The 25232-nt window shown below is 73.2% G+C and carries 29 protein-coding genes; 11 read left to right on the top strand and 18 right to left on the bottom strand.

Annotated elements, in window-relative coordinates:
* Positions 1–64: 64 nt before the first annotated feature.
* Positions 65–880, bottom strand: coding sequence for a lipoyl(octanoyl) transferase LipB (gene lipB / locus OOK34_RS19975; protein WP_267035222.1), 816 nt, complete (start codon positions 878–880; stop codon positions 65–67).
* 78 nt (positions 881–958) lie between these two features.
* On the bottom strand, positions 959–1243 hold the full coding sequence (locus OOK34_RS19970; protein ID WP_323183441.1) for a hypothetical protein: 285 nt from the start codon (positions 1241–1243) through the stop codon (positions 959–961).
* Between the two features lie 173 nt (positions 1244–1416).
* On the opposite strand from OOK34_RS19970, the gene OOK34_RS19965 reads away from it, so the two are divergent.
* A complete protein-coding gene (locus OOK34_RS19965; protein WP_267035221.1) occupies positions 1417–2856 on the top strand; it encodes a regulator in 1440 nt (479 codons plus the stop codon).
* Positions 2857–2979: 123 nt separating this feature from the next.
* On the opposite strand, the gene OOK34_RS19960 is transcribed toward OOK34_RS19965, so the two are convergent.
* The 3 genes from OOK34_RS19960 to OOK34_RS19950 form a co-directional block, all read right to left on the bottom strand.
* Positions 2980–4254: an FAD-dependent oxidoreductase gene (locus OOK34_RS19960; RefSeq protein ID WP_267035220.1), complete on the bottom strand. Its 1275-nt coding sequence runs from the start codon at positions 4252–4254 to the stop codon at positions 2980–2982.
* A gap of 161 nt (positions 4255–4415) precedes the next feature.
* Positions 4416–5306, bottom strand: coding sequence for a TIGR01777 family oxidoreductase (locus OOK34_RS19955; protein ID WP_267035219.1), 891 nt, complete (start codon positions 5304–5306; stop codon positions 4416–4418).
* A 336-nt stretch (positions 5307–5642) separates the two neighbouring features.
* Positions 5643–6329: a VIT family protein gene (locus OOK34_RS19950; protein ID WP_267035218.1), complete on the bottom strand. Its 687-nt coding sequence runs from the start codon at positions 6327–6329 to the stop codon at positions 5643–5645.
* Positions 6330–6405: 76 nt separating this feature from the next.
* On the opposite strand from OOK34_RS19950, the gene OOK34_RS19945 reads away from it, so the two are divergent.
* Together OOK34_RS19945 and OOK34_RS19940 are read left to right on the top strand one after the other, a co-directional pair.
* Positions 6406–7512 (top strand): PP2C family protein-serine/threonine phosphatase, encoded by a 1107-nt coding sequence (locus tag OOK34_RS19945; RefSeq protein ID WP_323183439.1) that lies wholly within the window; start codon positions 6406–6408, stop codon positions 7510–7512.
* 57 nt (positions 7513–7569) lie between these two features.
* Positions 7570–8454 (top strand): nuclease, encoded by an 885-nt coding sequence (locus OOK34_RS19940; protein WP_267035216.1) that lies wholly within the window; start codon positions 7570–7572, stop codon positions 8452–8454.
* A gap of 58 nt (positions 8455–8512) precedes the next feature.
* On the opposite strand, the gene OOK34_RS19935 is transcribed toward OOK34_RS19940, so the two are convergent.
* Positions 8513–8767, bottom strand: coding sequence for a hypothetical protein (locus OOK34_RS19935; protein WP_267035215.1), 255 nt, complete (start codon positions 8765–8767; stop codon positions 8513–8515).
* Positions 8768–8874: 107 nt separating this feature from the next.
* On the opposite strand from OOK34_RS19935, the gene OOK34_RS19930 reads away from it, so the two are divergent.
* Positions 8875–9255 (top strand): ArsC/Spx/MgsR family protein, encoded by a 381-nt coding sequence (locus OOK34_RS19930; RefSeq protein ID WP_267035214.1) that lies wholly within the window; start codon positions 8875–8877, stop codon positions 9253–9255.
* Here the strand turns inward: OOK34_RS19930 and OOK34_RS19925 are convergent.
* From OOK34_RS19925 to OOK34_RS19910, 4 genes are all read right to left on the bottom strand, one after another.
* Positions 9245–9607 carry a DUF4180 domain-containing protein gene (locus OOK34_RS19925; protein WP_267035213.1) on the bottom strand — a complete coding sequence of 121 codons (363 nt, stop codon included), beginning with the start codon at positions 9605–9607 and terminating at the stop codon, positions 9245–9247. The two genes, OOK34_RS19930 and OOK34_RS19925, sit on opposite strands and share 11 nt — an antisense overlap.
* 68 nt (positions 9608–9675) lie before the next feature.
* Positions 9676–10362, bottom strand: a complete 687-nt coding sequence (locus OOK34_RS19920) for a DUF4232 domain-containing protein (protein WP_267035212.1) — start codon at positions 10360–10362, stop codon at positions 9676–9678.
* 104 nt (positions 10363–10466) lie between these two features.
* Positions 10467–10991, bottom strand: a complete 525-nt coding sequence (locus OOK34_RS19915; protein WP_267035211.1) for a hypothetical protein — start codon at positions 10989–10991, stop codon at positions 10467–10469.
* An 80-nt stretch (positions 10992–11071) separates the two neighbouring features.
* Positions 11072–11911: an alpha/beta fold hydrolase gene (locus OOK34_RS19910; protein WP_267035210.1), complete on the bottom strand. Its 840-nt coding sequence runs from the start codon at positions 11909–11911 to the stop codon at positions 11072–11074.
* A gap of 65 nt (positions 11912–11976) precedes the next feature.
* Between OOK34_RS19910 and OOK34_RS19905 the strand changes: the two genes are divergently transcribed.
* The gene (locus OOK34_RS19905; protein WP_267035209.1) at positions 11977–12411 is read left to right on the top strand and encodes a MarR family winged helix-turn-helix transcriptional regulator; all 435 of its coding nucleotides are present in this window, start codon (positions 11977–11979) and stop codon (positions 12409–12411) included.
* Here the strand turns inward: OOK34_RS19905 and OOK34_RS19900 are convergent.
* The gene (locus OOK34_RS19900) at positions 12401–12886 is read right to left on the bottom strand and encodes an ATP-binding protein (RefSeq protein ID WP_323183438.1); all 486 of its coding nucleotides are present in this window, start codon (positions 12884–12886) and stop codon (positions 12401–12403) included. The two genes, OOK34_RS19905 and OOK34_RS19900, sit on opposite strands and share 11 nt — an antisense overlap.
* Positions 12887–13044: 158 nt before the next feature.
* On the opposite strand from OOK34_RS19900, the gene OOK34_RS19895 reads away from it, so the two are divergent.
* Entirely contained in the window at positions 13045–13893 is an 849-nt protein-coding gene (locus OOK34_RS19895; RefSeq protein WP_267035208.1) for a helix-turn-helix transcriptional regulator, read from the top strand.
* Positions 13894–13895: 2 nt separating this feature from the next.
* The gene (locus OOK34_RS19890; RefSeq protein WP_267036825.1) at positions 13896–14090 is read left to right on the top strand and encodes a DUF397 domain-containing protein; all 195 of its coding nucleotides are present in this window, start codon (positions 13896–13898) and stop codon (positions 14088–14090) included.
* Between the two features lie 369 nt (positions 14091–14459).
* Here the strand turns inward: OOK34_RS19890 and OOK34_RS19885 are convergent, their stop codons facing one another.
* From OOK34_RS19885 to OOK34_RS19870, 4 genes are all read right to left on the bottom strand, one after another.
* Entirely contained in the window at positions 14460–15104 is a 645-nt protein-coding gene (locus OOK34_RS19885) for a response regulator transcription factor (protein WP_267035207.1), read from the bottom strand.
* Positions 15068–16306 (bottom strand): sensor histidine kinase, encoded by a 1239-nt coding sequence (locus OOK34_RS19880; RefSeq protein ID WP_267035206.1) that lies wholly within the window; start codon positions 16304–16306, stop codon positions 15068–15070. Before OOK34_RS19880 ends, OOK34_RS19885 begins: the two co-directional genes overlap by 37 nt.
* Entirely contained in the window at positions 16303–17100 is a 798-nt protein-coding gene (locus OOK34_RS19875; protein ID WP_267035205.1) for a CPBP family intramembrane glutamic endopeptidase, read from the bottom strand. Before OOK34_RS19875 ends, OOK34_RS19880 begins: the two co-directional genes overlap by 4 nt.
* Positions 17101–17222: 122 nt before the next feature.
* Positions 17223–18155: a GDSL-type esterase/lipase family protein gene (locus tag OOK34_RS19870; protein ID WP_267035204.1), complete on the bottom strand. Its 933-nt coding sequence runs from the start codon at positions 18153–18155 to the stop codon at positions 17223–17225.
* 118 nt (positions 18156–18273) lie between these two features.
* On the opposite strand from OOK34_RS19870, the gene OOK34_RS19865 reads away from it, so the two are divergent.
* A complete protein-coding gene (locus OOK34_RS19865) occupies positions 18274–18801 on the top strand; it encodes a hypothetical protein (RefSeq protein WP_267035203.1) in 528 nt (175 codons plus the stop codon).
* Here OOK34_RS19865 and OOK34_RS19860 read toward each other — a convergent pair.
* Positions 18794–19723, bottom strand: coding sequence for a Gfo/Idh/MocA family protein (locus tag OOK34_RS19860; protein WP_267036824.1), 930 nt, complete (start codon positions 19721–19723; stop codon positions 18794–18796). The genes OOK34_RS19865 and OOK34_RS19860 overlap by 8 nt on opposite strands.
* Before the next feature lie 208 nt (positions 19724–19931).
* On the opposite strand from OOK34_RS19860, the gene glnII reads away from it, so the two are divergent.
* Entirely contained in the window at positions 19932–20951 is a 1020-nt protein-coding gene (gene glnII, locus OOK34_RS19855) for a glutamine synthetase (RefSeq protein WP_267035202.1), read from the top strand.
* Between the two features lie 491 nt (positions 20952–21442).
* Complete coding sequence (locus OOK34_RS19850) at positions 21443–22048, top strand: winged helix-turn-helix domain-containing protein (protein WP_267035201.1); 606 nt, start codon at positions 21443–21445, stop codon at positions 22046–22048.
* Positions 22049–22118: 70 nt separating this feature from the next.
* On the opposite strand, the gene OOK34_RS19845 is transcribed toward OOK34_RS19850, so the two are convergent.
* Positions 22119–23561, bottom strand: coding sequence for a PepSY domain-containing protein (locus OOK34_RS19845; protein ID WP_267035200.1), 1443 nt, complete (start codon positions 23559–23561; stop codon positions 22119–22121).
* Positions 23562–23631: 70 nt separating this feature from the next.
* Positions 23632–24489: a hypothetical protein gene (locus tag OOK34_RS19840; RefSeq protein ID WP_267035199.1), complete on the bottom strand. Its 858-nt coding sequence runs from the start codon at positions 24487–24489 to the stop codon at positions 23632–23634.
* Positions 24490–24581: 92 nt separating this feature from the next.
* Between OOK34_RS19840 and OOK34_RS19835 the strand changes: the two genes are divergently transcribed.
* Positions 24582–25166: a rhomboid-like protein gene (locus OOK34_RS19835; protein ID WP_267035198.1), complete on the top strand. Its 585-nt coding sequence runs from the start codon at positions 24582–24584 to the stop codon at positions 25164–25166.
* The last annotated feature ends 66 nt before the right edge of the window (positions 25167–25232 follow it).

Here is a 25232-nt window from a genome sequence, read left to right as displayed (position 1 = left end):
GCCCGTAATTCGTACGCTCTTACGTCCGGCCAACCTGCGGGGGGCCGGACCCATTCCCCGCCCGCTAGCCGGCCGCCGCGGGCTCTATGTCGCGGGGCTTCAGCTCCGCGTGCTCCAGCACGTCCTTCAGGTGGCGTTCGACGACCGGCAGCACCTCGGCGATGGTGACCTCGCGCCCCAGCTCGTACGAGAGCGAGGTCACACCGGCGTCCCGGATCCCACAGGGGATGATCCGGTCGAACCAGACGTTGTCGGGGTTCACGTTGATCGCGAAGCCGTGCATCGTGACGCCCTTGGCGACGCGGATGCCGATGGCGGCGAGCTTGCGGTCCTCGCGGCGCTGGCCGGCGTTGGACGGGGCGTACTCGGGGCCGTGGAGCCGGGCGTCGAACTCGTCGTCGCCGGTGCGCGGGTCCACCGCAGGCACGGCGAGGTCGAGGGTGAGTCCGCCGGTCTTCGGACGCTCCTGGATCGGGTCGCCGAGCACCCAGACCCCCGAGCGGCCCTCGACGCGGGTGGTCTCCAGGCCGAACTCGGCCGCGGTGCGGATCAGGGCCTCTTCGAGGCGGCGCACGTGGGCGACGACGTCCACCGGGCGGGGCAGCTTCATGATCGGGTAGCCGACGAGCTGGCCCGGGCCGTGCCAGGTGATCTTGCCGCCGCGGTCCACGTCGACGACGGGGGTGCCGTCGAGCGGGCGCTCGCTGGGGTCGGTGCGCCGGCCGGCGGTGTAGACCGGCTCGTGCTCCACCATCAGGCAGGTGTCGTCGATCTCGTCCGCGAAGCGGGCCGCGTGCACCCGGCGCTGCTCTTCCCAGGCCTCGGTGTACTCGACGGATTCCGGCCCGAAGCCCAGATGGACAAACCGAAGCTCAGTCACCGCAGCGCCTCCTCGTTGAACCTGCTGTGTGCACGTATCGCACCCCGGTCAAGAGTACGGCTGCCCCCGCGCGCCCCTTCAGACCCCCGGTCCGGGCTGCGGCGGCGGGCCCGGGAGCTGTCTGGGGCGCCTGCGCCCGGCGCGCGGCCGGTCCGGGTCCTCGTCGGCCCTCGGCAGCCTGCGGTGGCCCTCGGAGTGGTCGTTGACCCAGCCGCACACCCCGCACGCGTAGCGTCCGTCCAGTCCCGCGATGTAGGTGCCGCAGCGGCGGCACTCCGCCTCGGTGAGCTCCGGAGCGGGCAGCGGGGCGGTGGACTCCGCGTTCGGATCGGGGGGATGCGCCCCGGGGGGCCGACGGGTCATGTGGCGCAGCGTACGCGGACGGAGTGGGTCGGTCCGTAAAGAGCCCTACCCATTCTGCACACGATCGGATGAATGTGGGGCAGAGAGGGCGGTGTGGGCGGAGTTGGCCGCTACATTCACGCCGTTCACAGGGCCGGGACTCCGGTCCGTCACGTACGGAAACCGTGGAGCCGATGACCGATCGACCTGCCCAGCGTGTCCCCAACCGGCAGCTCGCGGCGCTGATCGCGGAAGCCGGGTTCTCCAACGCCGGGCTCGCCCGCCGTGTCGACCAGCTGGGCCTGGAGCACGGTCTGGACCTGCGGTACGACAAAACCTCCGTGACCCGGTGGCTGCGCGGCCAGCAGCCCCGCGGCACCACCCCGGCGCTGATCGCGGAGGTCTTCACCCGGCGCCTCGGGCGGCGGCTGTCGGCGCAGGATCTGGGCCTGGACGCGTGCGCGCCCGTGTACGCGGGGCTGGAGTTCGCGGCCACCCCGGAAGAGGCCGTGGACATCGCGAGCGGGCTGTGGCGCAAGGACTCCGGCTCGCACGCCGAGCTGCGCAAGATCGCCTTCACCCCGGCCGGTCTGGTGGTGCCCAGCCGGGACTGGCTCATCGGGCGGGCCGACGAACGCGTGGGGCGCGGCGCCGACCCCGCCGCGAACCGGGTCCCGGCGCAGGGCCGCGCCTCGGTGCCCCGGCAGCGGCAGATCGACCGGGGGCCCGGACAGCGGGTGACCGGCGGGGACATCGCGGCGCTGCGGTCGGTGAGCGAGCTGTTCCGGACCCTGGACCACACCTACGGCGGCGGGCACGCCCGCCAGGCCCTGGTGCGGTACCTGGAGCACGAGGCGGAGCCGATGCTGCGCGGCACCTACGGGGAGACCACCGGGCGGCGGCTGTTCTCCGCCGCCGCCGACCTGACCCGGCTCGCGGGCTGGACCTCGTACGACATCGCCGCGCACGGGCTGGCCCAGCGGTACTTCGTGCAGGCGCTGCGCCTCGCCCAGGCCGCCGGGGACCGGCCGTACGGGTCCTACGTGCTGGTCACCATGAGCCGTCAGGCGGTCTACCTCGGGCACGGCCGGGAGGCGGTGCAGCTGGCCCGGGTCGCCCAGCAGGGCGTGGGCTCGGGCCCGCCGCCGGTGGTGCAGGCGCTGCTGCACGCGTCGGAGGCGCGGGGGCACGCGGTGCTGGGCGAGGTGCGTGCGGCGACGGCCTCGCTGGTGCGGGCCGAGCGGGCGCTGGGCGCGGCCCGGCCCGGGGACGACGTACCGCACTGGGCCCGGCTGTTCGACGAAGGGCAGCTGGCGGACGAGTTCGGGCACTGCCACCGCGACCTCCAGCAGTACCGGGCCTCGGCCCAGCACGCGGAGCGCTCGCTCCAGCTGCGGGCGCCGGGGTTCGCGCGCTCGCGGCTGTTCTGCCGGGTGGTGCTGGCCACGGCGCGGCTGGGGCTGGGCGAGCTGGAACAGGCGTGCGCGCTGGGCGCGGAGGCCGCGCAGCAGGCGATGGAGATGCGGTCGGTGCGTGCGGTGGAGTACGTACGGGACTTCGAGCGGCGGCTGGAGCCGTACCGGGACGCGGCGGCGGTGCGGAGCTATCGGGACCGGGTGGCGGCCTTGTCGTGAGCCTGCGGCGCCGCTGCCGGGGCTCTGCCCCGGACCCCGCGCCTCAAACGCCGGCGAGGCTGGATTGCCCTGCGGGCAATCCAGCCGCCGGCGGTTGAGGGCCCGGCCACTACGGCGTCGTGCTCAGGCCGCTACCGGAATGGCGGGCTCCGGGGCGGCCGGGAGCGGGATGCCGAAGTCGCGCAGCAGGGCGGTGGCGGCGCGGCGGGCGGAGTGCAGGGCGCCCTGGACGGTGTTGGAGTCGCGGTGGTCGCCGCAGACGTAGAGCCCGGCCAGGACGCGTACCGGGCGCCGCAGGTCGTAGGGCGGGGGCATGGCCGGGACGGCCTCCGGGGTGTGGTGGACGGCCAGCAGGTCCCAGTCCCGGGTCGAGGTCTCGTACAGCCGGGCCAGGCGGGCGGCGACCGTCCGGGTGGGCGGCGGCGGGCCGTGCACGGTGGTGGTGACCAGGCTGCGGCCGGCGGGGGCTCGGGTGGGGTCGACCGCGCTCATCACCGTGGTGTGGGCCAGCGGCCACTTCGGGTCGGCGTCCAGGAGCAGCGAGCCGTCCCAGGGCAGGGGTGCGGGGGTCGCGTGGTGGATGACGGTGACCTCGTGGAAGGCGGGTACGCGCAGCCCGGGGAGCAGTTCGGCGGCGGCCCGGGCGCCGGTGGCGAGCAGGACGGAGCGACAGCCGAAGTCCCCGTGCTCCTCGGTGGTGACGAGGTTGGTCGCCACCGACCGCACTCGGATCCCGGTGCGTACGGTGCCGGGCGGCAGGGCGGCCGCGAGCAGGCCGGGCAGGGTGGCCGCGCCGCCCTCGGGCACGGCGAGGCGGCCTCTGGCGAAGGTGCGCAGGGCGAGGTCGGCGACGCGGCTGGAGGTGGTGAGCTCCGGGTCGCGCAGCAGGGCGGACAGCAGGGGCCGCAGGACGCCGGTCACGGTGCGCGGCGGCAGGCCGCGGGAGCCGAGGGCGGCGAGTGCGGTGCGTTCGGGCCGGGCGAGCACCCGTTCCTGGGGCAGGGCCGCGAGCCGGCCGAGCGCGGCGCTGAAGCGGGCCTGGTCGAGGGAGCCGCTGGCCAGTGCGCGGGCGGGGGTGAGGGCCCCGGCCCGCTGCTGCCTGCCGTCGGCGCCGTGCACCAGGACCCCGGGGGCGAAGGGGCGCAGGGTCAGCCCCGTGAGGCCCGGGGTGCGGGCCGGTTCGGTGTACGAGGTGTTGAGGAGCTGGCCGACCCGGTCGAGCCGGAATCCGTCGGCCGCTTCGGTGGCCATGCGGCCGCCGGGGTCGTCGGCGGTCTCCAGGACGCTGACGGTGACCCCTGCCGCGATCAGGTGGTGCGCGGCCGCGAGTCCTGAGACTCCGGCTCCTACGATGACGACGTCCGCGTGATGTGCGGCATGGTGTGAGCTGCTGAGCACGTGCCCCTCCCCGAGGTCGGCGCGGCTGTGTGGGGAACCTCCTTCCCCCAACGGGCTCCGGGAGAACCCGAGTCCGGGTTGGGATTGCGCACAATTCCGGTCGCACGACGGTCGCACATGGGTCACGAACGGTCGCACGCGGTCGAGCGGTGCGCCTGCCGCTACGCCAGCGCGGCCCTGATGGAGTCCTCGATGCCGGGGTGCGTGAAGACGAACCCCGACTCCATCAGCCGGACGGGGCGGGCCCGCTGACTGCCCAGCACGTCCTGGGAGAGCTCGCCGAGCACGAGGCGCAGGACGGGGGCGGGGACGGCGAAGAGGGCCGGGCGGTGCAGTACGCGGCCCATGGCGGCGGTGACCTCACGGTTGGTCAGGGGCTGCGGCGCGGTGAGGTTGAAGGGGCCGGAGAGGCCGGGGGTGTCGATGAGGTGCCGCAGGGCGGCGATCTCGTCGTGCAGGGAGATGAAGGACCAGTACTGGCGGCCGCTGCCGAGCCGCCCGCCGAGGCCCGCCCGGAAGAGGGGGAACATCCGCCCCCAGGCCCCGCCCCCGGCGGCGACGACCAGCCCGGTGCGGGCGAACGCCGTCCGGATGCCGGCCTCCCGGGCCGGGGCGGCGGCCGCCTCCCACTCGACGCAGACGGAAGGCAGGAAGCCGGCGCCCGCGGGGGCGCTCTCGTCGACGGCGCGGTCGCCGGTGTCGCCGTAGTACCCGACGGCGGAGCCGCAGACCAGCACGGGCGGCGGGCTGTCGAGGGCGGCCATGGCGCGGGCGACGGCCGCGGTGCCGAGCACCCGGCTGTCGCGGATCTCCTTCTTGTACGCGGCCGTCCAGCGGTGGTCCCCGACCCCGGCCCCGGCCAGGTGCACGACGGCGTCAGAGCCGCGCAGCCCGTCGGGGTCGACGTACCCGGTCCGCGGATCCCACCGAGCCTCGCCGGGGGCGGCGGGGGCGCGGCGCACGAAGCGGACGGTGTCGTGGCCGTCGGCGTGGAGGGAGCGTACGAGGGCCTTGCCGATGAGTCCGGAGGATCCGGTGATGGCGATGCGCATGCCGCCAGTGTCCCTGCCGGGCGGGGTGGCGGGGGCGGGCCGGGGGCGGGGTGGGGTGTCGTCCGGGACGGGCTTCGATGTTCGGCGCCCTGGCTCTGCTTGGTCTGCCGGGCGGTACCTCGCGCCGAATTCATCTCGTTTTAGTCCCGGACGACACCCCACCCCGCCCCCGCCCCTGGCCCTGGGGTTTCAGCCCCGCCGGCACCATCCAGCCTCGCCGGCGTTTGAGGCGCGGGGTCCGGGGCGGAGCCCCAGGGGTCCGGGGCGGAGCCCCGGGGAACGGGCGAAGGGCGGGTAGGGGCCAGCCCCGCGCAGCGGCCCCGGGCCCCCGGAGGGTCAGGCGCCGAGGCGGGCGCCCACCGTGTAGGTGACCGCCATGGCAACGGCGCCGCCCGCCACATTGCGGAGTACCGCCCTCGGCACGGCCGCCCCGCCCAGCCGCGCACTCACCACCCCGCACAGCGCGAGCGCCATCAGCACCGCCACCACCGTCACCGGCACCCGCTCCGACGGCCCCGGCAGGACGACCGCCAGCAGCGGCAGCAGCGCCCCCGCCGTGAAGGCGACCAGGCTGGCGAAGGCCGCGTGCCACGGGTTCGCCAACTCGTCCGGCTCGATCCCCAGCTCCACCCGCGCGTGCGCCCTCAGCGCGTCCCGTTCCGTCAGCTGCTCGGCGGCCTCCCGGGCCAGCTCGCGGCTCAGGCCCCGCGCGGCCAGCAGTTCCGTCAGCTCGTCCAGCTCCGCCTCCGGCTCCTGCGCCAGCTCCTGCCGCTCCACCTCCAGCGCCGCCCGCTCGGAGTCCCGCTGCGAGCTGACCGACACGTACTCCCCCGCCGCCATCGACAGCGAGCCCGCGAGCAGCCCGGCCACGCCCGCCGTGAGGATCGCGGCGCGCGAGGTGGTGGCGCCGGCGACGCCGACGACCAGGCCCGCGGTGGAGATGATCCCGTCGTTGGCGCCGAGCACCCCCGCCCGCAGCCAGTTCAGCCGGGTACTGATCGCCGCGCTCTGCGTATCCGTCACGGCACCACTGTCGCGGCCCGCACCCGGCAGGGCCACCCGGCGTGCGCGGCCCCGGACCCCGTACCAGGGTGGAGGGGTGAGACGCCGACGGGAGGAGCCGGGCTGGCTGCAGGGGGCGCCGCCGCCCCGCTGGGCCCGGTTCGCGCCCGCGGTGGCCATGGCCGCGCTCTGCCTCGCCCAGTGGAGCACCCCCCGCACGGTCGAGCTGGGCTACTTCCTGGCGGCCCTTCCGGCCGTGGCCGCCTTCGCGTACGGGGCCGCCGGCACCGCCGTCTTCGCCGCTCTCGTGCTGCTCCTGCTGGGCGTCCCCGAGCTCGGCATGGGGCACGCCCGCGGCACCGACCTGGCCACCGTGGCCACCGTCGGCCTGCTCAGCGTGGTGATCGCCCTGGTGCGGCGGCGCCGGGACGCCCAGCTGGTCAGCGTGCGGACGGTCGCCGAGGCGGCCCAGCTGGCGGTGCTGCCGCCGGTGCCGGAGCGGGTGGGCGCGGTGCGCTGCGCCGGGCTGTACCGGGCGGCGCAGCGGGGCACGCTGGTCGGCGGCGACCTGTTCGACGTACGGGCCGGGCCGTTCGGGGTGCGGGCGCTGGTGGGGGACGTGCAGGGGCACGGGCTGGCCGCGGTCGGGACGGTGGCCTCGCTGCTCGGCGCGTTCCGTGAGGCGGTGCTGGACGACCCGGAGCTGGCGGCGGTCGCGGCCCGGCTGGACCGGCGGCTGGCGGCGGACGCGGCGGCGGGGTTCGTGGCGCACCCGGAGCTGTTCGCGACGGCGGTGCTGCTGGAGTTCCCGCCCGGGCTGGACCTCGTACGGGTCGTGTCGTGCGGGCATCCGCCGGTGCTGCTGCTGCGGGGTTTCGCGGTCGCGGAGGTGACCGTGGAGCCGGGGCCCCCGCTGGGGCTGGGGCTGGGCTGGGCGGCCCTTCCGGCGATGGCCGAACTCCCGCTGCTGCCGGGCGACCGGCTGCTCGCGCACACGGACGGGGTCACGGAGGCGCGCGACCGGGGCGGGAACTTCTACCCGCTGGCCGTCCGGGTGCCGGTGCTGGCGGGCGACCCGGCGGGGCTGGTCCCGGCGGTGTGGCGGGACCTCGCGGCCTTCACCGGGGGCGGCCCGCGCGATGACGTGGCGCTGCTGCTGCTGTCGCCCGAACAGCGGTTGACCCGTGGTCCGTCGGCTCCCTAGATTCGAGTGACGTGTACTCTGCGTAACCGATCGTGACGTACGGGAGTCGCCATGCGCATGCTGCTGCTCAGAGGAACCTTCCGGGCGAGAGGCCTCCAGCCGGACGGCGACACCATCGCCTTCACTCCGGACGACGTGGCGGACTGGAAGCTCGTGCCCGGCGCCCACCGGCTCCAGCCGAAGGCCGACGGCCGCGTCGCCATCCGGCTGGAGGCCATCGACGCGCTGGAGACCCACTACGGGGACAACGAGTCGGGGGTGCAGCACCAGCCGCGACCGCTGGCGCACCAGGCCACGAAGGAGCTGCTGACCCAGCTCGGCTTCGACAGGAACTTCGACCGCGATGACGATCAAGTCGAAACCATCTCCAGCACCACCCCCGAGACCGTGCCCGGCTTCATCCTCACCGGCGGCGTCGACGTCTACGGCCGGTGCGTGGCCCTGGTCGGCACCAGACCGCCGGTCTTCAACGGCTACGAGATCGACGTCGATGTGGAGCTGCTGAAGAAGACCGTCAACTACCACCTGGTCAAGCAGGGCCTGGTCTACCCGACCTTCTACACCGGCTTCCCCGACCACCTGCGCAGCGCGCTGACCGCCGCCGCCCGGGAGGCGAAGGGGGCCACACCCCCGAAGGGCGTGTGGGCCAAGGACGTGACCCGCGACGGGGTGAAGATCGTCGACATGACCTCGCTCACGGCCGACGACGGCGCCGTGATCCTCCCGAAGCTGTTCCGCCGGCTGAAGGACTACCTGGACCTCAAGCCGGCGAACAACTCCCTGGCCTGCTTCCCCGCCTTCCTCGGCGGGGCCGCCGACAAGTTCTACCTCCAGGGCGAGCCCAACCGGCGCACCGGCCTGCAGAACATCGTCAAGGTCAGCGACGACAACATCGTGAAGATGACCCACCCGGTCGAGGACATCACCTTCGACGAGGAGTGACCGGCGGCGGGCCCTGCGGTCCGCCGGGGCTCCCGGCCCCGGCGGACCGGCCCGCGCGTCAGCTGTTGGCGGCGATGAAGGCCCGCACCATCCGGCAGGTGAGGTTCGACGGGCGGTGGATCCCCACCCGCACCGCCATCGTCCGTATCTTGCGGTTGGTCGCGCGCTTGGCGTCGTACGTCCCCGAGTCGAGCAGGGAGATCGCCAGCCGCATCGCCTTCAGACGGCGGTTGTGGCTCTCGTACCACTCGCGGGGCAGGCCCGCCGGCAGCGGCTTCTTCTTGGGCATCGAAATGATCGCGGCAGCGGCCATCTACAGCCTCCCAAACGGTAGTTGGCTTCCTGTCGTTCTCCTTCGATTTTACCGGGGGGCACTGACAAAAGCCCCTGGCCAGACGGAGTCTGGCTACGCTTGCCGGCATGGAGATCTGGATCAATCCCGCCTGTTCGAAGTGCCGGAGCGCGCTGACCCTGCTGGACGCGGAGGGCGCCGAGTACACGGTGCGCCGCTACCTGGAGGACGTACCGTCCGAGGCCGAGATCCGCGAGGTGCTGGGCCGCCTCGGGCTGGAGCCGTGGGACATCACGCGCACCTCCGACGCCCTGGCGAAGGAGACCGGCGTACGGGACCTGCCGCGCGAGGCGACGGACGTGGCGCGCGGACGCTGGATCGCCCACCTGGCCGCCCACCCGAAGCTGATCCAGCGCCCGATCATCACGGCCGAGGACGGCACCGCCGTGGTCGCCCGCTCGGAGGAGGCCGTCCGCGAGGCCCTCTCCCGGACCCGGCCTAGGCCTTGAGGCGCTCGCGCAGTTCTTCGAGGTCGGTGAGGAACCAGGTCTGGCGGCCGCGGTTGCATTCGTAGACGAAGTCCCGCAGGGCCGAACTGTCGGCCGTGTGGCGGGATATGTCACCGAGGACGACCAGACCCATGCGGTATTGCACGAATTTCTGGACGATGTCGCCGGCGACCCGGGTCCGCAGCCGGAAGAATTCCCCGGCGAACCGCTCGACGGGAACGACGACCCACTGAGCACCCTGATAGGAAGCGTTTCCTATGAGATCCAGTGCGTCGCTCTCGCCGCCGATCACCTCGCCCTCGGGGGCGCACATGAAAACGGGCACGTCGTGGATCGTCTGCAGGATGCTCATGGAAGTCGAGGCTAGGCGCTGGCCCGGGCCCGGTCGACGCAATTACCGACCGGGGGGGGTGGTGGTGGTCAGGACCTGAACATGAGGTCCTCGATCGCACGGAGATCGGTGTTCCAGTACGAGACCCGGGGATTGGGCCCGACGTTGAGGGAATCGACCTCACCGGACAGCGAGATGTCGAGGGAGGCCACGTCCCTGTTGCTGTTGAGGGCCCGGTCCTGGTAGCCGAGGGCGAACGAGGTGACGGTGAAGGTCTCCTGGCCCCCTCGGAAGAGGAACACGCCCGCGTACCCCTTCTCCTTCGGCCCGATCGTGGCGATCGCCTTCGGCTCCGACCCCATCGCGGCGACCGGCTCCCCGGCGTCCGCGCCGAAGCGGACGTAGGGGTAGTGGTAGAGGGTGCAGGGCTTGTCGCTCATGTTGGTGGCCGTGATGAGGAGGTGCTGCCCCGAGTCCTGCCGCCAGAACGACGTCGCGATCGAGAGGTCGTTGTCGTTGCAGGCCTCGGCGGTGGTCTTGCCGCCACCACCCGGGCTCTTCGAGGCGCCGGTCGCACCCCCGCCGCCGGGCTGGGTGCTGGTGGGGGTGGGGACGGGGGTGGTGGTGGGGGTGGTGGTCGCGCTCGGAGTGGCGGAGGGGGTGGGGCTCTTGCCGTCGTCCGTACCGCCGGACTCACAGGCCGTGGATGAGAGGAGCGCGGCAATCGCCGCGGCCCCAAGGGCGTAGGTCTTCCATCTGTTGCGGGCAGCGCGCACGTTTAGCCCCCGTGTGGTTTACATGCTTCGAATGGTGTGGTCGACCATTCGGTTATTCCCACGGTGAATTGGCCGAATTCCCTTAGCTCGGGAACGTTACGGATTCAGGACATGAAGGTCAGCATTCCGTTCGCGGGCGTCCGGCGCCGGTAGTAGGCGATGGCCGACACCGTCAGCAGCGGAGCCCAAGCGAGCAGCGGAAGGTAGCAGGCCAGCAGGAGCACCAGCTGGGCCGGTGTGTCCGTGACGCTGCCGGCGGCCAGGTTCGCGGCCATGACGTATCCGACCCAGCCCCACAGACCGAAGAGCGCGGTCGCGCCCGCCAGCGCCGGGATCACCGCCGCGAGGGGGGGTACGTTCCGGCCGCCGAGCAGGGGGATCCAGCGCGGGACGGTCTCGCCCCACGGCTGCACCAGGCCGAGCGTCAGCAGCGCGAGGGCCTCGGAGACCACGGTCAGCGAGAGTACGTACAGCGACTCCCCGACCGTCCTGACCGGTTCCGCGGCCACCGGGAGTCCGGCGACCAGGGCGATCCGCCAGAGCCCGGACGGCAGGGTGACCAGGGGGACGGCATGGGCGGCAAGAGCGGCCCAGCGCGGTACGTCGGGCAGTGCGTTGATTCTCGGCATGCCGCCCATGCTGGCCGCGGCGGTGCCGCCGGCACGTCGGTCTGAGGGCTCTGTCTCCTCCCCCGCGCGGGGGAGGAGGGTCAGGTGGCCAGTCGGCGGGCGATTTCCCCGGCCGCCGTCAGCGGCAGCGCGTGGTGAGAGACGCCGGGCAGTACGTCGACCCGCGCATCCGGCAGTGCCTCGCGCGCGGCCCGCGCGGCCCGGTGGGGGTCGTGGCAGCGGGCCCGGCCGGCGAAGAGGACGTCGACCGGCAGCTCCCGGAGCCCGGCTGGGTCCGGGCGCGACCCGGTGACGGGCCGGACGGTGGGGAAGTCGGCCGTCTCCTCCTGGAGCCGCGTCCAGGCCGGGTCGAGCACCGCCCCGCCGCTCTCCCAGGCCAGGAAGGAGCGGATGCGCGCCGGGGTGGGCCGTACCAGCATGGGCAGCGCGCGCAGGACGTAGCCGGGGCGCAGCCCGGTGAACACCTGGGTCGGGTCGAGCAGGACGAGCCGGTCCAGCCGCCCGGCCCGCCGCGCGGCGGCGTGGGCGGCGGCGTGGGCGGCGATCCAGGCCCCGTAGGAGTGCCCGGCCAGGGTGACGGGGCCGCCGCCGAGGCCGTCGAGGAGGGCGTCGAGCCAGCCGACGAGGTCTCCGGGGGTCCGTACGGCCCGCCCGGGCGCCGGGACGCTGAGCCCGGGGTCCCCCACCAGGTCCACGGCATGTACCCGGTGGCTGCGGGCCGCCCCGGCGGCGACGCAGGCACCCCACACGGTGGAGGTGGCCCCGCCGCCGGGCAGCAGCACCAGCGGCGGCGCCCCGGCGGGACCGCAGCTGTTGACGCGGGTGACTCCGTACGGGGTGGGGATCTCGACGCCCTCGACGGGACCGGGCCAGCGGCCGAGCATGTCGTCGTAGGCGGCGCGGAAGGACGTCCGGGACATGGCTGGCTCCAATGCCTCGCTGGGCGATAATCTCGCTCAGCGAGAGATTCTAGGCCGGAGGCGATGTGGACGACAACCTTGGACTGGTGCACCTGCTGCGGGCGGTGACCGTCGAATTCGGGCTGCGCCAGGCGGAGTTCGCCGCCGCCAACGGCATGCACCCCACCGACGTGCGGGCCTTGATCTGCCTCCTGGACGCGGCCCGCGCCGACGAGCCGGCCACGGTGGGCCTGCTGGGCACGCGGCTGGGCCTCAACTCGGCGGGCACCACGGCCGCGATCGACCGCCTGGAGCGCCTGGGCCACGTGGAACGCGTCCGTGATCCCCTCGACCGCCGCCGTGTCCTACTGCGGGTCCGGCCGGAGGCGGTCCGCCTGGGCCAGGAGTTCTTCGGCCCGGCGATCGACGCCCTGCTCGGGGCCCTGGCGCCCCTCTCCCCCGCCGAACGGGACACGATCCGCCGCTTCCTGACGGCAGCCCACGAGGCGTTCAGCGCCTGAGGGGGCAGTCGGCCCACACGGTCTTGCCGACCACCCGGTCGGCGACCCCCCAGGCGGTGGCGACCGCCCCGACGAGCAGCAGCCCGTAGCCGCTCTCCCGGGGCCGGGGCCGCTCGTTCCGCCGCCCGTCGGACACCTCGACCCGCACCACCGCGTCGAGCCGGGTGACCCGCAGCTCGAAGTCCCGCCCGGGCACCCGGCCGTGCGTCACGGCGTTGGCGGCGAGCTCGGCGATGACGAGCCCGATGCCGTCGGCCGCCGCGCTACCGTGCGGAATCCCCCAGGCGTGCAGCTGCACGAGGGCGAGATGGCGGGCGAGGCGGGCGCCGCGCGGGGTGGCACTGAACCGCTGCACGAAGACGAGACCTTGCAGCGCGGCGTCCAGCCCGGTGACCAGATCCGCCCATGCGCGGTCGAGCTGGGGGAGGACGCCGGCTAGCCACTGGGCGTCGTCGTCACCTGACGCGTCATGCATGACATCCCACCATTCGTTCGAGTGCTCAATCACCTTGCGTGAGGCCAGAGTTACGGAGTGGGAGCTACGATCGAAAGCGTTCGGGTGACCGATCTGCGCTTTGGTCGGAGCGGCATATTCCGGCTCGTTTGACCTGCGAGAACGCGTCGGGTCCGGTCGTGACCAACCGCATGGGAACGTGGGAAGGGGGCGCGTCTGTGGACTCGGATCCACGCCGCCGATTCGCCGAAGAACTCAAGAGCGCCAGGGAGCTCTACCCGGAACGCCGACTGACCCAGACGGACACGGCCCGTCTGGCGCGTACGTCGAAGAGCACGGTCAGCCGCTTGGAGTCAGGGGAGGGGCCGATCCCGCCGGAACTGCCGGCGGTACTGGACCAGATCTTCAAGACGGACGGCTTGTTCAAGCAGCTCTACGAGGAGGCTGTGGCACAGAGCTTTCCGGCAATGCACCGACGTCGCATGAAGCTGGAGCGGAAGGCAATCGCCATCTGGGAGTGGTCCCAGCACGTCGTGCCAGGGCTGCTCCAGACCAGCGACTACGCCCGCGCCATCCTCTGCAAAGGGGACCCTCGCGCCAGCGAGGCCGAGATCACGAAGGCCGTACGCGCCCGGCTCACGCGACAGGACATCCTCCGGGGAGCCGCTCCTCCCGAGGTGCGGGTGGTGCTGTGCGAATCCGTACTCCACCGCCACTTGGGCCATCGCGATGTGATGCGAGGTCAGCTCAGCGCGCTTCTTACACACATGGAGCACCCCACCATCGGCATCCGCGTGCTCCCTCTTGACGCAGAGGCCCACTTGATGATCACGAGCTCGGCGAGCTTCCTCACAGCCCCCAGCCACATGACCGTCGTTTGCGTGGAGGCGTACCGTAGTTCCGAAATCATCGAAGACCTCGAGCATGTGCGGGCAGCACAGCGTGCCTTCGAGGACCTGATGGGCGAGGCCCTTCCCGCGCGGCGCAGCGCGGACCTCATCAGACAGCAGATGGAGAAACTCACGTGAAGATGCATCCGCCCCCGGAGCAGGACGGCTGGATAAAGTCCAGCCACAGCGGGGCCGACCAAGGAAACTGCATCGAGGTTGCCGTCGGCGCGGGCACCATTCGCATCCGGGACTCCAAAGTGACGGGCGGCCCCGAGCTGGCGGTGGCGCCCGCCACCTGGGACACGTTCCTGGACGGGATCACGGCAGCCGGCTGACCCTGGGCGGTCTCAGGGCTGGTTTGGGGGTTTCCCGTCAGTCCCATCGTCCTTCCGGTTCGGGCCGGCCCGTCAAGGGCGCTCCTTCGTCGCGTCGCTTCGCGATGGCCTTCGGCCACCCTTGACAGACCGTCCCGCCCCGGAAAGACAAAGGACTGCCGGGAACCCCCCAAAAGAACGGTCACGGGGCATGGTTGGAGGGGCGGGTACCTCAGCGATGAGGCGAGGGGCTTCCCCTTGCCGCGCCGGGCATCCGGGCCCGTCCAGCCCTGGCCCAGGGCCGGGGGCCCGGGCGCGGCAGATCGCTACGCGCTTCTCCCGGCTCAGCGTCCAGCGGCCGTCTTGGGCTGATACCTGCACCACAAGGGCCTAGCGGCGGAGGTAGGCGAGGACGGCCAGGACGCGGCGGTTGTCTTCGGTGGAGGGGGCTATGCCCAGCTTGGCGAAGATGCTCGCCGTGTGTTTCGCGACGGCGCTCTCGCTGAAGTGGAGGGTGGCGGCGATGGCGGCGTTCGAGCGGCCCTCCGCCATCAGTTCCAGGACGTCGCGTTCCCGGGAGGAGAGGGCGGAGATGGTGCCCCGGGCGTCGCCGCGCGACAGGAGCCGGGCGATCACCTGCGGGTCCAGGACGGTGCCGCCGGCGGCGACGCGGCGTACGGCGTCGACGAACTGGCCGGTGTCGGTGACACGGTCCTTGAGCAGGTAGCCCACGCCGCCGTCGTCGCTGGCGAGCAGCTCGTTCGCGTAGAGCTGGTCGACGTACTGGGAGAGGACGAGGACGGGCAGGCCGCGATGGTGCCGGCGGGCTTCGAGGGCGGCCTGGAGGCCCTCGTCGGTGAAGGTCGGCGGCAGGCGGACGTCGACGACCGCGACGTCCGGCTTCTCCTCCAGCAGGGCGCGCAGGAGGGAGGGGCCGTTGTCGACGGCGGCGACGATGTCGAAGCCGTGCTCCCGGAGCGTGCGGACCAGGCCGTCCCTCAGGAGGAAGAGGTCTTCGGCAAGGACGACGCGCACGGGATCTCCAGGGTCACTGTGGTCGGTCCGCCCTGCGGGCTGTGCAGGGCGAGGCTCCCGTCGAAGGTAGCCAATCGCCTCCGGACGCCGAGCAGTCCGGTCCCCCGGGCGGGGTCCGCCCCGCCGCCGCCGTCGTCGGTCACGGTGATGCGCAGCCGTAGGCCGTCGTGGGCGAGGGCGATGTCGACGCGGTCGGCGCCGGAGTGCTTCGCCGCGTTGGCCAGGAGCTCGTTGACCGCGAAATAGCCGGCGGATTCCACCGCGGCCGGCAGCCGCCCGGTCAGGCGGGCCTCGACGTGCACGTCGAGGAAGCTGTCGAGGGCCAGTGAGCGCACGGCGTCGCCCAGGCCGCGGTCGGTGAGGACCGGCGGCTGGATGCCCCGGACCAGGTCGCGCAGGTCCTGAAGGGCCCGCGCGGAGAGCTCGCGCACCTCCAGCAGCGCGGCGCGGGCGGCCGGCGGATCCTGCTCGAGCAGGCGGGTCGCGCTGTCGAGGCGCATCCCGAGCGCGACGAGCCGGGCCTGCGCCCCGTCGTGCAGGTCCCGCTCGATGCGCTGGAGTTCGGCCGCCTGGCTGTCCAGTGCGACGGTCCGCGTGTCGGTCAGCTGCTCGATGCGGCGGGTGAGTTCGAAGCTGCGGGGCGCGGCGAGGAGCAGCCGGCTCCAGCGGGCGTGCAGGCGCAGGACGGTGGGGGCGAGGAGGAGGCCGGCGGCCGTGAGGGCGAGGCCCAGGAGGAGTGCCGCGACCATCGTGGCGGTGCTGTGGACGGGGACGAAGGCGTACCAGTTGCCGTCGCCGAGCAGCCGCCACACGAAGGGCTGGACGAGCGCCCCGAACACCCCGTACACGACGAGGGACGGCGGTACGGCGACCAGCAGACCGCCCACCAGGGGCTCCAGCCACGCCCAGGCGAGTTCCCGCCGGAATCCCGCGTCGGCCAGGACCGCGCGGGCCCCGGCCATCCGCGGGAGCGGGTCCGGCGGGCTGATCCGCACGCCCGACCACCGGGTGGCCCGGTCGCGGGCACGGTCGGCGTACCGGCGCAGCGCGGCCGCGGCCGGCGGCAGCGTCCAGTGGCCGAGGCCGAGGCCGAGGGCCAGCAACAGCGACGTGCCCACGGCGGCCACCGCCAGGCCCAGCAGGCCGGCCAGCTGACAGCGGCCGACGGCGGCGAAGCGGCAGCGGAAGGTGTTCGAACTCATGTCCCGTGCACGGTAGCCGGTACGGGATCCGAGGCGCGCCGAGCGGCCCAGGCCAGGGCGACCACCAGGCAGGAGAGCCCGAAGCAGAGCATCGGCAGGACCGCCCCGGACTCCTCGTCCATGAAGAGGAGCAGCCCGAGGTTGACGAGCGTGTGGAAGCCGCCCGCGAGCAGCAGGCGGTACGCGCCGCCCGTGCCCTCGAGTGCCACGCCCAGTACGACCGACATGGCGACGGTGGCGAGGAGGAAGCCCGCGGCGTAGGCCGGGGCCTGCGCGAAGACCGGTACGTGCCAGACGCCCCACACCAGGCCCACCGTCACCGACGCGGCGAGCGTCCCGAGCCGGGTGCGCAGCAGCGGCTGGAGGAAGCAGCGCCAGCCGATCTCCTCGGCGCAGGCCCCCACGAGCTGCGCGGCCGCGATCAGTACGAGGGGGTGGTGCAGGGCTCCGGGGGGTGTGAGGCCCGCGGAGCCGGAGGCCAGCCCGTACGCGAGCACGGTGAGGGCGACGATCAGCCCGGCGGCGCCGAGGAGGGCCAACGCGCGACCGGCGGCCTGCCGTTCGCCCCCGCCCCGCAGTAGTTCGCGGGTCCACTTCCACCGGTACAGGGCGACCACGCCCACCCCGAGGGCAGGCCCGAACTGGGTCAGCTGCACCACCTCGGTGGGCACGCCGGTCCCGGGCTGTATCGCCCCCAGCGCCCCGGCCGCCACGAAGGCCACCGCGGTGAACACCCCCGCCGCGCCCCACATCCCGCCGCGTCCCGCCGGTTCCACGCACTCCACCGCTGCCATGACCGCCCCGCCCGTCTGCTCGTATCCCTACACGGACGACGATGCGGGGTCGCGCGGCTCCGGCCACTGCACCTGGCCCCCGGGCGGGGGTGTACCCAGGTGCACCCCCGCCCGGCGACGGCTCAGCGGCCGACGGCCTCGAGGTGCCGGTGGAGCTCCTTGTGCCCTTCGGGGGTGGGGTGCACTCCGTCGACGAGCAGTCCGGGGTTCTCGCTCAGCGGCTCCCACATGTCGAGGTAGTCGACGTGGTGCTCCTCGCACCAGGCCCGCAGGGACGCGCGCAGGGCCAGCGCCCGGGCCCGCGTGAACCGCAGGCCCTCGTAGTCCGCGGTGCGTTCCTCGTCGAGCCAGACCGGTCCCAGGACGACGAGGCGCGCGCCCAGCCCATGGGCCAGGGCCGCCAGCGAGTCGAGGCTGTCCGCGAGGTGCGCGAGTCCGTCGGCGTCGGGGTCGGAGAGCGGCTGGGCGCTGTCGTTGATGCCCGCGGCGAGGAGGATGGTGTCGGGCCGGCGGGGAGCCAGCAGCGGGGGCGTCTGCTCGCTGACGTCCGCCAGGGTGCTGCCGGGTATGGCCAGGTTGAAGACCCGGTGGTCGACCTCGTTCCCGGCGATGTGGGCGGCCGCCAGGTGGGCCGCCCACCCTCCCTGCGGATCGCAGCGGCCGTAGGCGATGCTGTCGCCCACGATCACGATGCGCGCCGCCGGGCGCAGCGGTTTGGCGTCCAGGTAGGCCCAGGCGCTCTCCCCGGAGGAGAGGACCACCCGTCGGCGGACGTAGTCGTCGACCTCGTAGGCGTCGGCCGCGGCGAGCTCCTCGTCGGTGAGGTGCAGGACGGCTCCCTCGACCACGGCGCCGATCCTGCGCTCCAGGATCAGGTGTACGTCGAGGCCGCTGGCGGCGATCACGGCCGGGTCGGTGATCCGCAGCGGTCTGGTCGTATGGCCGGCCAGCGACGCGGGGAAGCTGGGCACGGCCCGGCCGAAGAGGGCGGTCTGGACCTTCGGGTCCATCAGCGTGCCGAAGGAGAACAGGGTGTGGGGGCGCGTCTGGCTCACGGTGAGCTACGTGGCCTTTCTTCAGGAAACGATCACCTCACCCTAACGACCGGCCAACGGCCCACCCCCTAGGGTGACCCCAGAGCCATAAGGGACGAATCGCACCAAAGGACCCGCCATGACCGAGCAGTCGAAGCCCACCCCCAGCGGGTATCCGATCGCGCCGCCGCGGCGGGGGGCCGACTGGATGTTCGGCGGGGTCTACGGGACCGTGCTGGCCAGCGGGCTGCTGGCCGCGCTGGACCAGAAGGGCGGGGAGTACACCCCCTTCTACGACGCCAGCTGGGTCCTGGTCACCGCCGCCACCGCCGCCCTCGCGCACGGGTACGCGCACCACATGGCCGGCCACCAGGCCGGCTCCGTCACGCACCGGTGGCGGCTGCTGGCCCGCGCCCTGTGGAACGAGTGGCCGATGATCGCCGCCACCCTGCCCACGGTGCTCCTGCTGCTGCTCGCGGGGATCGCGGACTGGGACCCGTACGGGGTGACGGCCGTCGGGCTCGGCCTGAACACCGCGCTCCTCTTCGCCTGGGGGGCCTTCGTGGCGATCCGGGTCGGCTACCGGATCCCCTCGGCGCTGCTCATCGGGCTGGCCGACGCCGCGATCGGGCTGGCCATCATCGTGGCCAACGCGCTGATCAAGTGACTAGCTGCTCCTCCGCCGCCGCCAGGATCTCCGTCAGCCGGGCCCCGAACTCCGCCCCGCGCGGGTCCGGGGTCCCGGTGCGGGCGGCGGTGAGCAGCGCGTCCAGGGCCCGCCCGTAGGCGCCCGGTACGTCGCTCCAGTCCGGCAGCGCGAAGACGCCCTCGGCCCCGCGCAGTTCCAGCCCCACCCCGGCGGCCGCGCGCGGCGCGCCCAGGCTGAGTACGGCGGTGCTGGCGGCGCCGGAGGCGTGGCGCAGGGCCAGCTGGACCAGGTCGGAGGGGCCCCGGGTGGCGGTGACGGCGGTGACCTCGCCCAGGACCGGGATCAGGACGGACAGCGCGTGCGGGCCGACGTCCCACAGCCCGCCCTTGGCCTTGCGCCAGGGTGAGTCGGCGTACGCGCTGGGCTCGCCGGCGGGCGGGAAGACCGCGCCGAGCCAGTGCGCGGAGGCGGTGAACCACCCGGAGCGCCCGGCCTGTTCGAGGACCCACCCGGCGGTGGGTTCGGCGAAGCGGAGCGTGAGGAACACGACGGAGGCGACCCGGTGCCTGGCTGCGGCCGCGGCCACGGCGCGGGCGTCCTCCACCGTCGTGGCGACGGGCTTGTCGAGCAGCAGGTGGCAGCCGGCGGCGGCCGCGCGCACGGCGAGCGGGGCCTGTACGTCCGGCGGCAGGGCGAAGGCCACGACGTCACAGTCCGCGAACAGCGCGTCGGGGTCTTCGTACACCTTCACCCCGTGCGCACGGGCCAGCTCGGCGGCGGCTTCGGGACGGCGGCCCCATACTCCGGCGAACTCGGAGCCGGTGTGCGCGGCGAGGGCGGGGGCGTGGGTGCGGCGGGCCCAGGGACCGGTGCCGAGCAGGCCGACGCGGGGAAGGGGCCGGCCGGGGGCCGGCTCGGAGCCCTCACCGGCAGAGTTCAAATCGTACGAAATGCTCACCAGCTCAGTCTGCCCCACTCGGACGGGTGTGCAGCCTCCGACCCGCACAAGCCACCCGACCTGCGGCGCAACCCCCGGTAACACGGGGTTCACACACGGGCAACGGATGAGAAATCGCCACGGGGGACGCTGCCGTCAACAGACACAGAGAACAAGCCACCCGCAGCACCCGCAGAGTCAGGATGGTCCCGTGAGCTACAAGGCTGAGTACATCTGGATCGACGGCACCGAGCCGACGGCGAAGCTCCGCTCCAAGACGAAGATCCTGGCGGACGGGGCGGAGCTGCCGGTCTGGGGCTTCGACGGTTCGAGCACGAACCAGGCCGAGGGTCACGCCTCGGACCGTGTGCTCCAGCCGGTCTTCTCCTGCCCGGACCCGATCCGCGGCGGGAACAACCTCCTCGTGCTCTGCGAGGTCCTGAACATCGACATGACCCCGCACGAGTCGAACACCCGCGCCCTGCTGCGTCCGGTCGCGGAGAAGTTCGCCGGGCAGGAGCCGATCTTCGGCATCGAGCAGGAGTACACCTTCTTCGACGGGACCCGCCCCCTCGGCTTCCCGGTGAACGGCTTCCCGGCGGCGCAGGGCGGCTACTACTGCGGTGTCGGCGCGGACGAGATCTTCGGCCGCGACATCGTCGAGAAGCACCTGGACCACTGCCTGGCGGCGGGCCTGGAGATCTCCGGCATCAACGCCGAGGTCATGCCCGGCCAGTGGGAGTTCCAGGTCGGCCCCGTCGGCCCGCTGGAGGTCTCCGACCAGCTGTGGATCGCGCGCTGGCTGCTGTACCGCACGGCCGAGGACTTCAACGTCTCCGCGACGCTGAACCCGAAGCCGGTGAAGGGCGACTGGAACGGCGCGGGCGCGCACACCAACTTCTCCACGAAGGCGATGCGCGAGAACTACGACGCGATCACCTCCGCGTGCGAGGCGCTGGGCGAGGGCAGCAAGCCGATGGACCACGTCAAGAACTACGGCGCCGGCATCGACGAGCGCCTGACGGGCCTGCACGAGACCGCCCCGTGGAACGAGTTCAGCTACGGCGTCTCCGACCGCGGCGCCTCGGTCCGCATCCCGTGGCAGGTCGAGCGGGACGGCAAGGGCTACATCGAGGACCGCCGCCCGAACGCGAACGTGGACCCGTACGTGGTGACCCGCCTGATCACGGACACCTGCTGCACCGGCCTGGAGAAGGACGGCCTGGTCTGATCCCGGCCCCGCCACCTCGACCGCGCCCGCCCTCCCCTCCGGGAGGGCGGGCGCCGCCGATCTGAGCATGGGACGGATCTGCCCAGGATGCGATACGGGTGACCGGACTGGACTGGCGGAAGCGGCTGACCGACTGACACTTTGTCGGGTATGTGACGGCCTGACGAAACCTTGATGACGGAATTTGAGATTCCGATCCAGCAGGTGAGACGAGACCTGCCCTGGGCCCCTCGCATCTGCTTGAATGGCGCCCATGGCCAGCTATTCGCACTCCTCGACGGGTCGCAGCGACCTCGAGCCGTTCTGGCCCTCCCGTCAGGATCACGATTTCGACCGGGTGTGTTGCCGCGCGAAGAACGCGCCGGCCCTCTAAAGCCTTCCGGGACCTCCCAACGAGCCGCCCCGGGGCCTTCGGTCTGCGCGGTACGACAACGACGACGTGCGCACGTACGTCTCCTGCCGACCACTCCGCGTGAAAGAGCTGACCACTCATGGCGAACACCCGTTCCCTCACTTCTGCCGCTTCCGCCGCTGCGACCTCCGCCCCGCTGAACTTCCCGCCCAGTCCGCGCCATCGGCTGCGGGCCGTGGACCGGGACGAGGTCGCCCGGGTGGTGGACCTGCTCCCGCCCGGGGCCACCTGGCTGCCCGCACCCCAGCACACCCTGCCGGCGCTCCCGGGCCAGCCGCCGATGGTCGGCTACCTGGTCCTCGTACCGGCCGACCAGCAGCCGATCGCCTTCGCCCCGCAGTCCGTTCCCGCCCCGTCCACCCCGCCCACCCCGTCCGCGCCGGAGTCCGGGGCGGCCACCGGTGACGCGCTCGTCCGGATCCACGCGGCGCAGCGCACCGCCGAGGTGGACGGCAAGGTCCTGGACCTGACCTACCTGGAGTTCGAACTGCTCGCCCACCTGGTGGCCCACCCGCACCGGGTGCACAGCCGGGACCAGCTGGTGACCACGGTGTGGGGCTACGGCCACGTCGGCGACGGCCGGACCGTCGACGTCCACATCGCCCGGCTGCGCCGCAAGCTGGGCGCGGCGCACCGCAGCGCGATCCAGACCGTACGCCGGGTGGGCTACAAGTACGCGCCCTGAGCGGACATGACACAGGGCCCGTACCCCCCGCGCGAGCGGGTACGGGCCCTGCTGTCGGCGGCGGCCCCGGCTACGCGGCGGCGCGCCTGCGGCCCGCGACGAACCCGGCGGCCAGGTCGATCACGAGGAACGCCGCCAGGCTGATCCCGAGCAGCGGGACGAACCAGCCCACGACCGCCGTCACACAAGCGAACGGCAGCAGCACGGTCACCGGCAGCCTGCGCCAGGCGCCGCGCGGCTGGGCACGGCCGACCGAGAGCCGGCTTTCCTTGGTGGGCCGGCGCATCCACCACATCCGGTAGCCCCACACGACGAGGAACATCACCGCGACGGCGAGTGCGGCCAGCGCGATCTGGTTGGCGATCCCGAAGGTCAGACCCATGTGGAGGTCGATGCCGAAGCGGGTCAGCTGGGCGAGCAGCGGGTAGTCGGCGAAGCGCAGTTCGTCCATGACCCGGCCGTCGGCCGGGTCCACCGCGACCGAGTCCAGGTGCACCGGCAGCGTCTTGTCGGTTTCCTTGACGACGTAGCCCTTGCCCTTGGCGGGCAGGGTCACGCGCAGGCTCTCGGTGACCCCGGCGGCCCGGGCGGCGGCCACGGCCTTGTCGATGCCGACGTCGGTGACGGGGGCCGGCGGGGGCATCTCCATGCCATCCGGCATGACGTGGCCGGCGTGCTCGTCGCCGCCGTCGGGGCCCGCGCCGGGCTTCAGCTTGGCGGCGACGGAGGGGGTGGCCCCGCCGAGCCGGTCCTGGAGCTGCCCGATGTTCTCACCGGCGTAGTTCGACCAGGTCAGGCCGGTCACGGAGAGGCCGACGAGGCCGGCGGCGGCCCACAGGCCGACGGCGCCGTGCCAGGACAGGGTCTTGCGGCGGCCGCTCGCCTTGCGGTCGGGCAGGACCAGGTCGGCCTTGCGGGCGCGGCGGCGGCCGATCCACAGGGCGAGTCCGCCCAGCGCGACCACCCAGAGCCAGCTGGCGGCGAGTTCGCTGTAGTTGCGGCCGAACTCCCCGAGCTGGAGGCTCGCGTGGAACTCGCTCAGCCAGGCCCGCAGCGGCAGCGCGTCGCCGGAGGTGGTCAGCTGCCCGCGCACGTCGGCGGTGTAGGGGTCGACGAAGACGGTGAGGGTCTCGCCCTCCCCGAGGCCCGGGTTCTCCATGATCACCCGGGTGGTCGCCTCGGCCTCGGGCGCGGGCCACACGCCGAGCACCTTGCCCTCGGGCGCGGCGCCCTGGGCGGCCTTGACCTGGGCGCTGAGCGGCAGGGCCCGCTCGCCGACGCTGTCGACGGTCAGCTCGTGGGAGTAGAGGATCCGCTCGGCCTGCCAGGAGCCGGCGTACAGCAGGCCGGTGGCGGCGGCCAGGAAGAGGAACGGGGCTATCAGCAGCCCCGCGTAGAAGTGCATGCGCAGGAGCAGCGGCCGCAGCGCGGCCCAGCCGCCGGTGCGCCGGGTGGAGGTGGGTGGTACTTCGGCGTCCCGCTCGGGGGCGCCCTGAAGTTCGTCAAGGGACATGTCGGTCCTCGGGTTCGGCGAAACAGGGGGATCGGCCCCAGGTCTCGCCCCTCGCCCGGGACTGCGCCGGTCAGGCGCGCGCGGGGTGCGGAACGGGCGTCGCCGAAGCGGCTCCGGCCGCCCTGCGGGCGGAGCTGTGGCGACACGGCCTCGGGGCCGTGGTGCGGGTGTCTCGCCGCCCGGGCGGGCCCCGGCGGACCGCGGTGTGGGCGTGTACGGCTCCGCGCAGGCGGCGCGGGCGTTCGTACGGAGGGCAGTGCGCGGGCGGGCCCGGTACGGGGGCCACCCGGGTGCGCAGCAGCGCGAGCGCGCGGGCGAGCGGCCGGGCGGCCAGCAGTGCGGTGGCGCCGAGGGCCCCGGCCAGCCGGAAGACGGCGGCCTCGCCCCAGGCGAGCCAGGCGGCGCAGAAGACTCCGGCGAGTACGTGCGCGGCGATCATCCCGAGGCCGCCGTGCCCGGCCATGCCGGCCATGTCGCCCATCCCGCCGGCGATGTCGCCCATGCCGGACATGCCGTGCGCGGCGCCCGTCCCCGCGGTGCCGTCCGGCCCGGTGGCGACGGCAGTGGCGGCCACGGAGGCGTCCATCGCCGTGCCCTGCACGTGGTGGTGCCCCGGCATGGGCTCGGGTGCGTAGGCCACCGCGGTGGCGGCCGGCCCGTGCCCGGTGGCCTGACCGGCGGAGAAGGCGAGGTGCAGGATCCCCTGTACGGCGAGCAGCGCGGCGGTGATTCCGGCCGGTCCGCAGCGCCGTCCGGCGGCCGCCCAGGCGAGGGCGCCGGTCACGGCGAAAGCGGCCAGAAGACTGCTGAAGGGGACATCCGTCCCGGACATGTACGAATGCCCCACGGCACCCAATGCCACGCACACGGCCGCGAACATCGCGGCCCGCATGCCGCGCATCGGAGCGCGGGGTGGGGATTCAGACATGTTCCGGTCATGTTCTCACGGGGCCCGCCGCCGACCGCAAGAGGGCCGTATCCGATCATGGACGGGTGAATCCATCGCCATGTTCATGGTCATTGCCGCTCGGCGCGGTCTACACGGTCGGAGTCCAGCTCGGGGCCCACGCCCTCGAACGACTGGTTCCGGCCGAACGGGAGCGGGTGCTGCGCGGCTGCTCGACGAATGTCGACAACCTGGACTCCGGCCGCTGGGAGACGCTGCTGAGCAGCGCACTGGTCGTCGAAGAGCCGATGCCGCTGCCGTACGCCCTGCTGCTGATCGCGGTGCTGGGCTACGCGGAGTACGCGTACGGGGCGTGGTGGACGGCCGCCGTCTTCCTCTTCGGGCACGCCGCGGCGACCCTCCTCGTCTACGGCGTGCTGCGCCGCACCGCCGACCGCGAGACCCGCCGGGCCCTGGACGTCGGCACGAGCTACGGGTTCAACGCCGTCCTGGGCGCCCTGACCTCGGCCCTGCCGCGCGGGGCGGTGCGCACCACGGCCCGGGCGGGGCTGCTGGCCCTGGCGGTGCGGCCGGTGCTGCGGCGCGAGCGGACCTTCACCGACGCCGGCCATCTCGTGGCACTGGGGCTGGGGATCGGGCTCTCCCTCGCCGTCGATTGTCTTTCCGGATCGAAACATCGGAAAATCTCTCTTGCCTGACCCAATTGCCTCGAATGGCAAGGGTTGGCATGAATGACACGAGTAAGCCACCCCCTGCACGATCTC

Origin of the sequence: Streptomyces sp. NBC_00091 (assembly GCF_026343185.1) — a bacterium.
Lineage (GTDB): Bacteria > Actinomycetota > Actinomycetes > Streptomycetales > Streptomycetaceae > Streptomyces.
This window is presented reverse-complemented; position numbering and strand designations above follow the sequence as displayed.